Annotated in this window: 12 protein-coding genes; 10 read left to right on the plus strand and 2 right to left on the minus strand. The window is 55.0% G+C overall.

What is annotated here, in order from left to right; genetic code table 11:
* Nucleotides 1-49: 49 nt before the first annotated feature.
* Nucleotides 50-1,252 (minus strand): DUF2855 family protein, encoded by a 1,203-nt coding sequence (locus tag EYC98_RS07520; RefSeq protein WP_279244702.1) that lies wholly within the window; start codon nucleotides 1,250-1,252, stop codon nucleotides 50-52.
* Between the two features lie 233 nt (nucleotides 1,253-1,485).
* Nucleotides 1,486-2,253: an SDR family NAD(P)-dependent oxidoreductase gene (locus tag EYC98_RS07525; protein WP_279244703.1), complete on the minus strand. Its 768-nt coding sequence runs from the start codon at nucleotides 2,251-2,253 to the stop codon at nucleotides 1,486-1,488.
* A gap of 189 nt (nucleotides 2,254-2,442) precedes the next feature.
* Here EYC98_RS07525 and EYC98_RS07530 point away from each other — a divergent pair, with 189 nt between their 5' ends.
* The 10 genes from EYC98_RS07530 (at nucleotide 2,443) to nirD (ending at nucleotide 12,959) form a co-directional block, all read left to right on the plus strand.
* Nucleotides 2,443-2,736, plus strand: coding sequence for an amidohydrolase family protein (locus EYC98_RS07530; protein ID WP_279244704.1), 294 nt, complete (start codon nucleotides 2,443-2,445; stop codon nucleotides 2,734-2,736).
* A 53-nt stretch (nucleotides 2,737-2,789) separates the two neighbouring features.
* Complete coding sequence (locus EYC98_RS07535) at nucleotides 2,790-2,984, plus strand: hypothetical protein (protein ID WP_279244705.1); 195 nt, start codon at nucleotides 2,790-2,792, stop codon at nucleotides 2,982-2,984.
* Between the two features lie 351 nt (nucleotides 2,985-3,335).
* Complete coding sequence (locus EYC98_RS07540; RefSeq protein ID WP_279244706.1) at nucleotides 3,336-4,571, plus strand: alginate export family protein; 1,236 nt, start codon at nucleotides 3,336-3,338, stop codon at nucleotides 4,569-4,571.
* A 79-nt stretch (nucleotides 4,572-4,650) separates the two neighbouring features.
* Nucleotides 4,651-5,250 (plus strand): ANTAR domain-containing response regulator, encoded by a 600-nt coding sequence (locus tag EYC98_RS07545; RefSeq protein ID WP_279244707.1) that lies wholly within the window; start codon nucleotides 4,651-4,653, stop codon nucleotides 5,248-5,250.
* Nucleotides 5,251-5,265: 15 nt separating this feature from the next.
* Complete coding sequence (locus tag EYC98_RS07550; RefSeq protein WP_279244708.1) at nucleotides 5,266-6,447, plus strand: CmpA/NrtA family ABC transporter substrate-binding protein; 1,182 nt, start codon at nucleotides 5,266-5,268, stop codon at nucleotides 6,445-6,447.
* Nucleotides 6,448-6,741: 294 nt separating this feature from the next.
* The gene (locus tag EYC98_RS07555; RefSeq protein ID WP_279244709.1) at nucleotides 6,742-8,145 is read left to right on the plus strand and encodes a CmpA/NrtA family ABC transporter substrate-binding protein; all 1,404 of its coding nucleotides are present in this window, start codon (nucleotides 6,742-6,744) and stop codon (nucleotides 8,143-8,145) included.
* A 2-nt stretch (nucleotides 8,146-8,147) separates the two neighbouring features.
* Nucleotides 8,148-9,155: an ABC transporter permease gene (locus EYC98_RS07560; protein WP_279244710.1), complete on the plus strand. Its 1,008-nt coding sequence runs from the start codon at nucleotides 8,148-8,150 to the stop codon at nucleotides 9,153-9,155.
* 28 nt (nucleotides 9,156-9,183) lie between these two features.
* Entirely contained in the window at nucleotides 9,184-10,074 is an 891-nt protein-coding gene (locus EYC98_RS07565; protein WP_279244711.1) for an ABC transporter ATP-binding protein, read from the plus strand.
* An 11-nt stretch (nucleotides 10,075-10,085) separates the two neighbouring features.
* Entirely contained in the window at nucleotides 10,086-12,623 is a 2,538-nt protein-coding gene (nirB, locus tag EYC98_RS07570; RefSeq protein ID WP_279244712.1) for a nitrite reductase large subunit NirB, read from the plus strand.
* 6 nt (nucleotides 12,624-12,629) lie between these two features.
* Nucleotides 12,630-12,959, plus strand: coding sequence for a nitrite reductase small subunit NirD (gene nirD / locus EYC98_RS07575; RefSeq protein ID WP_279244713.1), 330 nt, complete (start codon nucleotides 12,630-12,632; stop codon nucleotides 12,957-12,959).

The raw sequence follows: 12,959 nt of genomic DNA on the forward strand, positions 1-12,959 counted from the left end.
CAAAATAGTCTCTGACCTCAACGCAGCAGCCTGACATCAAACCAAGGGGTTACCCCTCAGCCAGCGCTAGTATCACCGCCTCCGCAGGCGGTACCTTGCCCTCTACAATCCTGCGATAGGCGGCCTGAGCTGCCTCCGGAGTCTCTGCTCGATGAACACTCATCCAATTGCCATCGATCGCCGCATCGACAAACGCAGTCAAAGCCGCATCAGACTTGATATCCATCTGTTCGTGTCCCCACTTGTCCAGTAGCTCACTGATTACCGTGGGGGCAAAAAACATCTCTAATTTGGGACTAAGCCGACGTGCCGCCCAAGTCTTGATTGAGGCCGGCGCTACCATATCAATTAGCATCTTCACAAAGCCGGAGGGGCCAAAGGCGGTAAACACCGAGGCCTCGGCATCTGCATGGGTGCCGCCAACCGCGAATGCTTTGACAAATTTGTCCTTACCGCGTTTATAAATGGCAGCATCGCCAGCAACATCTACCAGTAGGTGCTTGAGCTCGGTATCGTCGGGCAAAGCGTCTTCGTAGCAGATCACCAGATCATAAAGACCGGTTGAGCGAACAAAGGCCTGATTGCTTTTTGCGGTATAGCCGACCACGCATTGCAGCTCCCCAGAATCGCGCTGCTCCCGCAGCAGCTGCGCAGTGACCAGCGACAGCTTGGAAGAAGCAGAAGTCAGAACCACGCTGTTGGCACCGTAAAATGCATGCATTTTCAGTAGTTCATACAGGATAAACCCGCTACCGCCACCCGGGGCTGACGTCATGGCCAAGTCAGCTTTTGGGCCTTCTCCCGCAATCGGTGAGGTGCCCCCCGCAGCGACCGTGAGAAAGCCGTTGTAGGCCTGGTTTATCTTGTCGCGCTTGCCGCCAAAGGCCTGAAATCCTTCGGCTGTTCTCCGAGCCTTCATCTGTACCACATTGGTCATGTGCAAGAAGCCGCGATACTGCTCACCGACGGTAAACTCCGGGTTGGCACTCTCGATGATTGTTGCCACACCCCAGGCTGGCACTATGGCCAGGTCCTTATGCTCTTCACTCAGAGGATATACCGAGAAGAATTTGAGAAAGGGTGCCTCGCCCATCTGTGCGTAAAACAGATTGTTGGCACTCAGTCCGACCTTGTCGACTCGCAGCCTTATCTCATCATGCTCCAGTGGCGGCAGTTCATCGCGCAATACCAAGGTTTCGGCCAGAGTTTTGCGTTGTGTCGCCACCGTTATTCTGGCTACAGTGCCATTCATGAGAACCTCCGTCTTGAATTTGTCCGGACCAGTTAAGCTCAGCAGGCTTATAAATCCAGCAGCAAGACCCGAGATGGCTGCGGTTTGGATGCTTAACGCGCAGAGGTTGGGTATCGCTTGGCTTCAAAGCCAATTTGTGAGGGCCGAGCTTGAACCTATTGGATCAAGCTCCCTTCGAAATCGATCAGGGAAACGCAGTGCTGCACCTGCAGCCACTGCGCTGGCGGGGTTAGCTACAAGCCACCGGAGACAGTCAGTACTTCACCGGTCACCCATTCAGCTGCGGCTGAAGCCAGATATATGGCAGCCGGGGCGATGTCTTCTTCGCGACCCATTCGACCCATCGGTATTTGCAGGTGTTGAACAACTCCAGGCAGCATTTCGTCTGTGAGGTTCATGGCTTCCATCAGTACTTCGGTAGGTATCGGGCCGGGCGCTATAGCATTGCACCGAATTTTTGGTGCCAGTTCTTTGGCCAGGGATTTGGTCAGGGTATGCACACCCGCCTTTGCGGCAGCATAAGGGCCATTGGCAATAGACGGATTAAAAGCCTCGATCGAGGAAATATTAATAATGGAGGAACCCGCCTCCATGCGCTTGGCGGCCGCTATGGCGCCGGCCCAAACCGCCTTCAAATTGAGTCCAGCTTGAAAGTCCCACTGATACTCCGGCACGTCGATTAGATTGCGCAGGGTACGATCATCTGCGCCGCCGGCATTGTTCACCCAGATGGTTAACTTGCCCATCTGCGCTACTGTCTGTTCGGCCAGGTTTTCGATTTGCGCCATGTCCATCATGTCAGTGGTGATCGCCAGCCCGCGTTGCCCCAGAGCAATCACCTCTTGTGCGACAGCTTCTATTTCCTCGGTGCGACGCGCGGCCAGCACAACGTCGGCGCCGGCTTCTGCCATACCCAAGGCGATAGCGCGACCGATGCCACGGCCACCACCGGTGATGACTGCCACATGGCCATCCAATCTGAACTTATCCATTGTGCTCATAGTTTTCTCCATTATTATTTGTAGACCAATAGGGTGAGGATTCTGCCAGAGATGAATCCAGATGGATAGCGTGGGCAGCGCTTCTGGCTTGTTTCAAGTCGGTCTTTCCTTAAAGGATCCGCAGCGCTAGGTGTATCAACGCTTGCGGGCTGCTGGGCAGTTGGGCGAGGGCGGACTGGTTCTCGCCTCGTGTGGCTATCCGTCATTCCTGTGATGATGCATAGCGCCGACAGTAGGGGTAGAAAATCTTCGCACAATAAGCTCGGCGGCCCCGCTGCCTGGAACAGGTTCTTTGCGGATGCCGAGAACGCTGGAACCCGGGTCAACCTCGCACATATGGGAGGTAATACTTCAGTGCAGGGCTCCACTGAGAACTGGACCGAAGTATTTTCCCAGACCATGCAGCAACCTGGCTCGGAGAACTTGTACGGCGATCTGGGGGCTGGACAAAGCTGGCCAAGGGCGAAGGTTCTGCAAGATTAACGGACGTTCTGGGTACGGCAGTAAGCGGCAACCAGAAAGTTGAGGATCGGGTTATGTTCGGCACCGACCGGTTGGTGTTGTCGGCGCATAATGGCTGGCGGGACTATCGAATCAACTTCCAGAATGTCCTGAAGTCACAGATTAGTCAGAGCCAGTTGGACAAGATCATGTTCGCCAACTCAGACGCACTTTTCAAAGTCGGCGCTGTGGACGCGCCCGTGCCCTGCGTTACGGCTACAACTTCATAGTCATCGCTTTGGTTCTTTCTCGACCTCTGGCCACTGGCTGATTACTGCTTTCACCTCAGGCTCAGCTTGTCAAAATCTTTACAAGGCGCGTTCAGCAAACGCCCCATGCACGGTGGAGTTGCCTTATTACAGAGCACGATACGCCGCATTTTGGGGCGGCAGCTTCGCAACAAACTCAAGGTGAACCCAAAAACTGCCCTACAGACCCCTAATTCAGGCTAAATTCAATTTTGGCACGACTATTGCTAAAGCTTTAGTGGCGACAGGGACGTCGCCCTACATTTGACTGTTTACGGGTAACAATGCCCTCCAGCTGCACCTAGCGCTGGCGGGCATTTTTTTGGGGGAAATATGAGTAAAACCACACGCGTTATGATTACCACCGCGCTGCTACCATTGGCGCTGGCTACTTCTGTGCAAGCGGCAGATAATTTTTCTGACGGCATCGCCAGTATGGTAAGCGATGGCAAAGCGTCAGTCGACTTCCGCTATCGTTTTGAAGGAGTCGATGACGAAAATTTTGACAAGGATGCCAAAGCCTCGACGTTGCGTTCACGGCTGACCCTGGAAACTGCTGCGTATAAAGGTTTCACAGCAAAGTTGGAGTTTGACAACGTGTCCGACATTGGCTCGGACGAATTCAACTCCACCACCAATGGTAACGCCGAGTATCCAGTTGTCGCTGACCCCGAGGGCACCGACTTGAACCAGGCATGGGCGGCTTATCAATTCAATACGTCTACTGCCACTTTCGGCCGGCAGCGAATAACTCATGGCTCCCAGCGCTTTATCGGCGGCGTTGCCTGGCGCCAGAATGAGCAGACCTACGACGGTCTGCGTGCGGTCATCAAGCCCATTGAATCACTTGCGATTGATCTATCGTACGTCTCCAGAATTAACCGCATCTTCGGTCCCAATGATGGCGCACAGCCCTCCAAATGGAAAGGCGACAACTGGTGGTTACGCGCGGACTACAGTATTACAGACAAGCACACCCTGACCGGCTTTGCTTATCGAATTGATGTCGATGAGCAGGACGGCTACGCAAGCGGGCGTACAGTGGACAACTCCAATGACACTTATGGCATAGACTATCGCGGCAGCTTTGGTCCGGTGTCGGTGGCTGCTAGTGCGGCGAGCCAGACTGAGAGTGGCAAGAGCAATCTATCTTACGATGCCGACTACTACATGGTCGAACTGGGTGCCAAGCTAGTAGGCGTGAACTTCAAAGCCGCCTATGAGGTGCTTGGATCTGATAACGGGGTCGGCTTTAAGACACCGCTGGCGACGCTGCACAAATTCCAGGGCTGGGCTGACAAGTTTCTTGCGACTCCAGCAGACGGAATAGAGGATGCCTGGATTGGCGCAACCGGGAAGGCAGGTCCTCTGAAGCTGGGAGCTTTCTACCATGACTTCGCGGCCGAGTCTTCCAGCGTTGACTACGGTACTGAGATCGACTTGGTAGCAACCTGGCCAGCGACGAAGGTACTCACGCTGCAAGCAAAGTATGCCAAGTTCTCCGCCGATAACTCAGGGCCACTGACCGATACGGAGAAGTTTTGGTTAACCGCGCAGCTAAAACTCTAGCTTTAAGCGGGCGGCGATACTTCAAGTACCGCTGCCCGTTACACCGCCTGCGGGAAACAAGCCCGTATCTGCAGTACCGGTGACCAATTGCAACCCATCATCGCCGCGTGTCATGGTGCTCGATGATACCGGTGAACGCGCGGCCATGGTTGAAATCAGTCTGGCGGCAGCCGGCTTCAAAGTCGTATCGGTACTCAGCAGCGCCAGCGGACTCCTGCACCAAATAGAACAGCATCGTCCCGATGTCATTGTCATCGACCTTGAATCACCCGACCGCGACGTACTCGAAAGTTTGACCATTGTTTCGCACCATAATCCAACGCCTATTGTTATGTTCTCGGAGCGAGATGACCCTGACTTTATTGCAGCTGCGATAGACTCAGGAGTTACCGTTTATCAAAACGACGCCCTTGACCCCAACCTGGTGAAAACCGTGGTTCAGGTCGCAATGCGGCAGTTTCAAAGCTTCAACATGCTGCGCCAGGAACTTCTGCAAACTCGCACCGAGTTGGAAGACCGCAAGTTGGTGGAGCGCGCCAAGGCTCTTCTTGCCAAACACCGGGCTATCGACCAACAAAACGCTTACAGCTTGATTAGAAAACTGTCCATGAACAGCAATAAGACCATCGTCGATATATCGAGAACCGTGGTTGCAACACTTGGGGACATGGATAGTTAGGGAGCCAATATACTCATGCAGATAATAAACAGATCCAAGCTGCCACCAGCAGAGAAGTCAGAACTACAACTTGGCTATATCCGGCTAACCGATGCAGCACCTTTGATTGTCGCCAAAGAACAGGGCTTATTTGCTCAGCTGGGGCTGGATGTCACTTTGCGTAGGGAGGTTTCCTGGGCCAACCTGCGCGACAAAATTGCAGTGGGTACACTAGATGCAGCGCAAATGCTGGCGCCGCTGCCGCTAGCAACCGCCCTGGGTATCGGCGGTATGCGCGCAGATATGGTCACCGGGTTGGCGCTTAGCTTGAACGGTAATGCGATTACAGTCAGCGCCGCTCTGGCGGAATGCTTGCAGCTTCTCGGTGCCGCCCCGGAAAAATCTGCGGCGTCCTCAGCACATGCACTACGCAAATGGTTGCAGGAGGACTCCCGCTCCCTGACCTTGGCCAGTTCACACAGTTTTTCCTGTCACACCATACAGCTGCGCTGGTGGCTGCGCAGCGCTGGTATTGATCCTGATCGGGACCTGAAGATTATCGTGCTGCCACCAGAACAAATGGTCGATAGCCTTGCCCGCGGCGTTATCGACGGTTTCTGCGTAGGAGAACCGTGGAACTCGATCGCGGTGCAGCACGGCATTGGCGCAGTGCAGGCCAGCGGTTACCAGGTTTGCAACAATATGATTGAGAAAGTGCTCGGTGTTACCCAGCACTGGCACAACCATCACCCGGCGACTCACCTGCGCCTGCGCATAGCGCTGATGCTAGCCTGCCAGTGGCTGGCGGAAGAAGACAACAGATTGCTGGCTGCGGATCTGCTAGCGCGTCCCGAGTACCTGGATCTGCCAGTGCATCAATTGCGGCCCTCGCTGAGTGGTGACTTTCAGTACAGCAAACACAGCGGCCTGATTAAGCTGCCACATTTCCATGTGTTCGGCCGTTTTCAGGCCGGCTTCCCCTGGCGCTCGACTGCAGAATCTCTACTCGCCGAATGCAACAAGATGCTGGGCCGGCGCGCGACCATAGAGGAGACCAGAGCATTGGTGCAGCAGACTTATCGCACCGACCTGTACCGTGAGGCGGCGCGTTATCTCGGCATGGCCTATCCAGAGCATGACTACCTGCCCGACTCGGCTCACAGCACCGCTTGGGAGATGGCGCCTGGCGTTGAGTTAGGCCCCAACGAGCGCCTCTAGCTCTGGCTCGAAGTAGTGCGGACTGCTCCGTTATAGTGCGCCGGGCTCGATTCAAAATAGTAAAAGCGCCACCTGGTTCCGCTAGCTATCCACTATCTATATGATTTTTAAGGGAATATAAAAACTGGCACTGAGATTGCAATGTTGTTGGTAATTGCAGTTTTTACTAGAGCTGCCATTAACTCTTTTTCAAGGTCCATTTAAATTTCAGGGTAATAGTGCCCACTCCTTCAGGCGTAGTAGTACGCCTGATGTAGTGGGCTTTTTTTTGCCCCTCGCAAAGCAGAGGTAACCATGCAAAGACGACTCCACCACTCTCCCGTAGCAACGCTGGCGCGAAGACTTCGTTGCCTGACACTGAATCTGAGTGTGGCGACAGTGCTCATACTGGGCGCTACCGCAGTGCAGGCCGAGTTGGGCGAAGCAGAAAAGGATGAACTGACTTTTGGCTTCATCAAACTAACCGATATGGCGCCGCTGGCGATTGCCTATGAGAAAGGCTACTTCGAAGATGAAGGCCTCTATGTCACGATCGAAGCACAGGCCAACTGGAAGGTGCTGCTCGACGGTGTAATTGACGGACAGCTAGACGGTGCTCATATGCTCGCCGGACAGCCATTGGCGGCGACGATCGGCTTTGGTACCAAAGCACATATCATTACTCCCTTTAGTATGGACCTGAATGGTAACGGCATCACCGTTTCCAATGCCGTCTGGAAGGAAATGAAAAAGAACATTCCGGTGGCTAACGGTAAGCCGGTTCACCCCATTAGTGCCAGCGCACTGAAACCTGTAGTCGATCGGTATCGCAGCGATGGCAAGCCCTTCAAGATGGGCATGGTATTCCCCGTATCTACCCATAACTATGAGCTGCGTTACTGGCTGGCAGCTGGCGACATACACCCTGGGTATTACGCACCCCATAAAGGCGACACCTCCGGCCAGATAGACGCTGAGGCGCTGCTTTCTGTAACACCACCGCCGCAAATGCCGGCAACGCTAGAGGCGGGCACCATCCATGGTTATTGTGTTGGTGAGCCCTGGAACCAGCAGGCCGTCTTTAAAGGCATTGGCGTGCCGGTTATCACCGACTATGAAATCTGGAAGAACAATCCTGAAAAAGTGTTCGGTATCACCCGCGAATTCAGCGAGAAGTACCCCAACACCACGATCCGTATCGTCAAAGCTCTGCTGCGCGCCGCTTACTGGCTGGACGCTAATGACAACGCCAATCGTCCCGAAGCCGTTGAGATTCTGTCGCGCAGTGAGTACGTTGGCGCTGATTACGAAGTGATCGCCAACTCCATGACCGGTACCTTTGAATATGAGAAAGGTGACAAGCGTGAGGTACCAGACTTCAACGTATTCTTTCGCTATAACGCGACCTACCCATACTACTCGGACGCCATCTGGTATCTGACTCAGATGCGGCGTTGGGGTCAGATCAGTGAGCCCAAGTCTGACGACTGGTATAAGGAAGTCGCCAGTAGTGTCTATCGTCCGGACCTCTACGCTGCCGCAGCGCGCGAATTGATTGCCGAGGGTATTTTAAAGGCCAGTGATTTTCCGGATTTTGCCACCGAGGATGGCTTCAAGCCACCGCAGTCGGAGTTCATTGACAGCATCATCTATGACGGCAACGCGCCCAATGCCTATCTGGAGAAGTTCAAGATCGGCCTGAAACAGGAAGTGCTCTGATCATGTCTGCAGGCGAGCACACAGCACCGAGCAGCGACGCCCTCGCGGGTGTCGCTGGCACGCGCTTCAATTGGGAGAAACACGTCAATCGCCTGCTGCAGGTCATTGGTCTGCCGCTCATTGGCATTGCGGTCTTCCTGATGATCTGGCAGATGGGCGCCGCCTCCATTCAAACCTCACTTGGTCAGTTTCCTGGTCCGGCTCAGGTTTGGGATCAGGCCGGTACGCTCGTGCAGGAGCACATACGCGAGCGCGAGAAGGCGGGCGAGTTTTATGAGCGCCAGGAAGTACGCAACGCCAAAAAACTGGAAAAGAATCCTGATGCCAGCATCAAGTGGCGAGACTATACCGGCAAATCGACCTTCTTCGACCAGATTTTCACCAGTCTTTATACTGTAGCGGTGGGCTTTATCCTCGCCAGCCTGATAGCGATTCCGGTGGGTATTGCCTGTGGACTTAACGAGTCTTTCTATCGCGCGTGCAATCCTATTATCCAAGTCTTCAAACCAGTATCACCGCTCGCCTGGCTGCCGCTGGTGACCATGGTGGTTAGCGCTGTCTATACCTCGGAAGACCCGCTGTTCGACAAGTCGTTTCTGAACTCCGCATTTACGGTAGCCCTGTGCTGTCTCTGGCCAACGCTCATTAATACTACGGTCGGTGTATCCAGTGTCGACAAGGATCTGGTCAATGTCAGCCGGGTCATGGCTCTGCCTACCCTGACTCACATCAGGCGCATTGTGCTGCCATCTGCAATTCCCATGATTTTCACCGGGCTGAGGTTGTCGCTGGCCACCGGTTGGATGGTGCTGATTGCGGCGGAGATGCTGGCGCAGAATCCGGGTCTAGGCAAATTTATCTGGGACGAATTTCAGAATGGCAGCTCCAATTCGCTGGGCCGCATCATGGTCGCGGTAGTGGTTATCGGCTTGACCGGTTTTGCCTTGGACAAGTTGATGTTGATCCTGCAGAAGCGGGTTAGCTGGGACAAGCACGCAACCCTGCGCTAGCGCGGTTCGCTGTAAACGGAGAGTAGTTATGCAAGAAAATTACCTGGATATCAGCGGCGTCGGTATTGAGTTCCCTACCGACGAGGCCCCCTTCAGGGCATTACAGGACATCAATCTTAAGATCAGCCGGGGTGAGTTCATCTCACTGATCGGCCACTCCGGCTGCGGCAAGTCGACCCTGCTGAACATTGTCGCCGGTCTCGAGAATGCCACCGAGGGCGGCGTGATACTGGAAGGTAAAGAGGTTGATGAACCCGGGCCAGACCGAGCCGTGGTGTTTCAGCATCACGCACTGATGCCCTGGCTGACTGTTTACGAGAACGTTGAGCTGGCGGTCAGGCAAGTGTTCAAGGGGAAGAAAAACCGCGCCGAAATGCGTGAATGGATTGAGCATAATCTGCGGCTCGTACATATGGAACATGCTGTGGGCAAGCTTCCAGCGGAGATTTCCGGTGGCATGAAGCAGCGGGTTGGTATTGCCCGCTGCCTGGCGATGCAACCCAAGGTTCTGCTCATGGACGAACCTTTCGGTGCGCTGGACGCGCTGACCCGCGCTCACTTGCAGGATTCACTGATGGATATTCAGGCCGAGGTGGGTAATACGGTCATTATGATTACCCATGACGTGGACGAGGCCGTGCTGTTGTCAGATCGTATTGTCATGATGACCAACGGTCCTGCCGCTACCATTGGAGAGGTGCTGAAGATCGAACTGGAGCGGCCCCGGGACCGTCTGGCACTGGCGGAGGATGCCGGTTTCAACCACCACCGTCAGCAGGTGCTCAACTTCCTCTACGCCAAGCAGAAAAATCCCGAGACGCTCAAGCAGGAGGCGGCGTTAGGGGTAGCTCAAGAATCTCCAGCATTGGCAACGCCTCGCGCGACGGAGAACAAACTCAGCAGCGAGCAGGCAGCATAGGAACTCTCAAAATGACAAAGAAACCCCTGAAGGTTGTGGTTGTTGGCAATGGGATGGTCGGCCATCACTTTACCGAGGCCCTGGCTCACAGTAACGCTGTTGTCACTATTACAGTCATCGGTGGCGAGACCAGACCCGCGTATGATCGAGTTCACTTGTCGGAGGTCTTTGCCGGCAAAGAGCCAGGTGAGCTTGCTCTGACCAGTCGCGAGGCCTACCAGGCCATGGGTGTTAAGGCTCACTTCGGTGATCCGGTCAGTCGTATTGATCGGGAACAGCAGGAGGTGATTACCGCAGGGGGCCAGTGTTTTGCTTACGACAAGCTGGTGCTGGCAACGGGTTCCTACCCGTTTGTACCGCCCATTCCGGGTGGCGACCAGAAAGGCTGTCTGACCTATCGGACCATTGATGACCTGGGTGAAATCAAAGCCGCAGCGGCAAACGCCAGGACCGGCGTTGTGGTTGGCGGCGGCCTGCTTGGACTGGAGTGCGCCAATGCACTACTAAACCTGGGTCTGGAGACGCACGTTGTTGAATTCGCACCTGGCCTGATGGGTGTGCAGCTTGATGACGGCGGCGGCCGCATGCTGAGACGCAAGATTGAAGCACTTGGCGTCCACGTGCACACCAGTAAGGCAACCCAACAAATCGTTGCTGGCAGTGAACATGCTATGGCCATGGAGTTTGCCGACGAGAGCCGACTGGAGACAGACATGATTGTCTTTTCTGCAGGCATTCGCCCCTATGACCAGTTGGCTGCGCAGGCAGGTCTGGAGCTGGGCGAGCGAGGCGGCATTGTGATTGACTACAACTGCCGCACCAGCGATTCCAACATACTTGCCATCGGTGAGTGTGCGCTTTTTGGCGGCCGTATCTTTGGTCTGGTGGCACCGGGCTACCGCATGGCAGAAGCGGCGGTGTCGCAGTTCACCGCTGAAAAACTCGCTTTTCAGGGTGCCGATATGAGCACCAAATTAAAGTTGATGGGGGTGGACGTCGGCTCAATAGGCGATGCCCATGGCCGCGAACCCGGCTCCATTGCCTGGGTATTCAGCGACGAACGTGAAGAGATTTACAAGCGTCTGGTGGTCAATGCAGCCGGTGACAAGCTGCTTGGTGCGGTGCTGGTAGGCGACTGCAGCGAATACGACAGTCTGTTGCAGTACTTCCTTAACGGCATCGACTTACCGGCGGACCCAGCCAGCCTGATCCTGCCTAACGTGGAGGGTGCCCCCCAATTGGGCGCTGCGGCGCTGCCGGCTTCCGCCACTATTTGCAGCTGCCACAATGTGAGCAAGGGCGATATCGCTGGAGCCTTCGATGTAGGCTGCTGCTCGCTGGGTGATATCAAAGGCGCCACCAAGGCCAGCACCGGTTGTGGTGGCTGCGCTGCATTGCTCAAGACCTGCGTTGACGCTGAAATGCTTGATCGTGGCATGAGCGTAAATACGAGTATTTGCGAGCATTTTCCCTATACCCGACAGGAGCTGTATCACCTGATCAGGGTTGGAGACATACGCGATTTTGACAGCCTGCTCGAGGCCCATGGCAGCGGCCTGGGCTGCGATATCTGCAAGCCGACGGCGGCTTCAATTCTTGCCAGTTGCTGGAACGATTACATCCTCAAGGAGCAGCACACGGGACTGCAGGATACGAACGACCGCTACCTCGCCAATATGCAGAAGAACGGTACCTATTCTATCGTGCCGCGCATCGCCGGCGGCGAGATCACCCCGGCCAAATTGATTGTACTGGGAGAGGTCGCTCGTGATTACGACCTTTATACCAAGGTTACCGGTGGTCAGCGCATCGACCTGTTCGGCGCGCGTGGCGAAGATCTGCCGGCCATCTGGGAGCGCCTTATCGCCTCAGGATTTGAAACCGGACATGCTTACGCCAAGTCGCTGCGCACTGTGAAGTCTTGTGTCGGCAGCACCTGGTGTCGCTTCGGAGTCAGCGATTCTGTGGCGATGGCGATCACTATAGAGAACCGCTACAAGGGCCTGCGCTCACCGCACAAGCTCAAATCGGCGGTGTCGGGCTGCACCCGGGAATGCGCCGAGGCGCAGAGTAAGGACTTCGGCGTTATAGCCACCGAGAATGGCTGGAATCTCTATGTGTGCGGCAACGGGGGTATGAAACCACGGCACGCAGATCTGTTTGCTACGGACCTTACCGATACTCAGCTCATACAGACCATCGATCGCTTTCTGATGTTTTACATTCGCACTGCCGACCGCCTGCAGCGTACCTCGGTCTGGCTGGATAACCTCGAAGGCGGACTGGACTACCTCAAGGCGGTGATTTTGGAAGATAGCCTCTCTATTGGCGCGGAGCTGGAAGCTGAAATGGAGGCAGTGGTAGCAAGTTACCAATGCGAATGGCGCACCACGGTAGAAGACGGTGAGAAGTCTGGCCGCTTCGCCCATTTCGTCAACAGTGAGCAGGGTGACAGCAACATAGTCTTCGTCAGTGAACGCGACCAGCCCAGGCCAGCTACAGCAGCAGAGCGTGACGGCGATAAAACCGACATATTGGCGACAGGGTAAACAGCTATGAAGCAGTGGGAAACAATATGTCAGGTCTCTGATATTCCGCTTAACAGCGGTCGAGCGGCGCTGCTGGGTAAGCAGCAGGTCGCGGTTTTCAGAATCAGCAATGCGGGCATTGAAGAGTTCTACGCTATCGACAATCACGATCCGTTTAGCGGCGCCAACGTTATTTCACGCGGCATTATTGGAAGTCTGAAGGATCAACTGGTAGTCGCCAGCCCAGTATACAAACAGCATTTTTGCCTGCGAACCGGAGCCTGCCTGGAAGAAAATGTTCAACTGCGGACCTGGAAAGTACGCACACAGGGCGACAACGTTCAGGTAGGGCAATAA

This window comes from Candidatus Litorirhabdus singularis (assembly GCF_026262625.1).
GTDB classification, from domain to species: Bacteria; Pseudomonadota; Gammaproteobacteria; order Pseudomonadales; family Halieaceae; genus Litorirhabdus; species Litorirhabdus singularis.

Bases quoted from the DNA above. Each gene is read 5' to 3' on its own strand.
- EYC98_RS07535 (WP_279244705.1), top strand. From the start codon at position 2,790: ATGTTCGGCACCGACCGGTTGGTGTTGTCGGCGCATAATGGCTGGCGG.
- EYC98_RS07540 (WP_279244706.1), top strand. From the start codon at position 3,336: ATGAGTAAAACCACACGCGTTATGATTACCACCGCGCTGCTACCATTG.
- nirD (WP_279244713.1), top strand. From the start codon at position 12,630: ATGAAGCAGTGGGAAACAATATGTCAGGTCTCTGATATTCCGCTTAAC.
- EYC98_RS07560 (WP_279244710.1), top strand. From the start codon at position 8,148: ATGTCTGCAGGCGAGCACACAGCACCGAGCAGCGACGCCCTCGCGGGT.
- EYC98_RS07555 (WP_279244709.1), top strand. From the start codon at position 6,742: ATGCAAAGACGACTCCACCACTCTCCCGTAGCAACGCTGGCGCGAAGA.
- EYC98_RS07550 (WP_279244708.1), top strand. From the start codon at position 5,266: ATGCAGATAATAAACAGATCCAAGCTGCCACCAGCAGAGAAGTCAGAA.
- EYC98_RS07525 (WP_279244703.1), bottom strand. From the start codon at position 2,253: ATGAGCACAATGGATAAGTTCAGATTGGATGGCCATGTGGCAGTCATC.
- EYC98_RS07520 (WP_279244702.1), bottom strand. From the start codon at position 1,252: ATGAATGGCACTGTAGCCAGAATAACGGTGGCGACACAACGCAAAACT.
- nirB (WP_279244712.1), top strand. From the start codon at position 10,086: ATGACAAAGAAACCCCTGAAGGTTGTGGTTGTTGGCAATGGGATGGTC.
- EYC98_RS07565 (WP_279244711.1), top strand. From the start codon at position 9,184: ATGCAAGAAAATTACCTGGATATCAGCGGCGTCGGTATTGAGTTCCCT.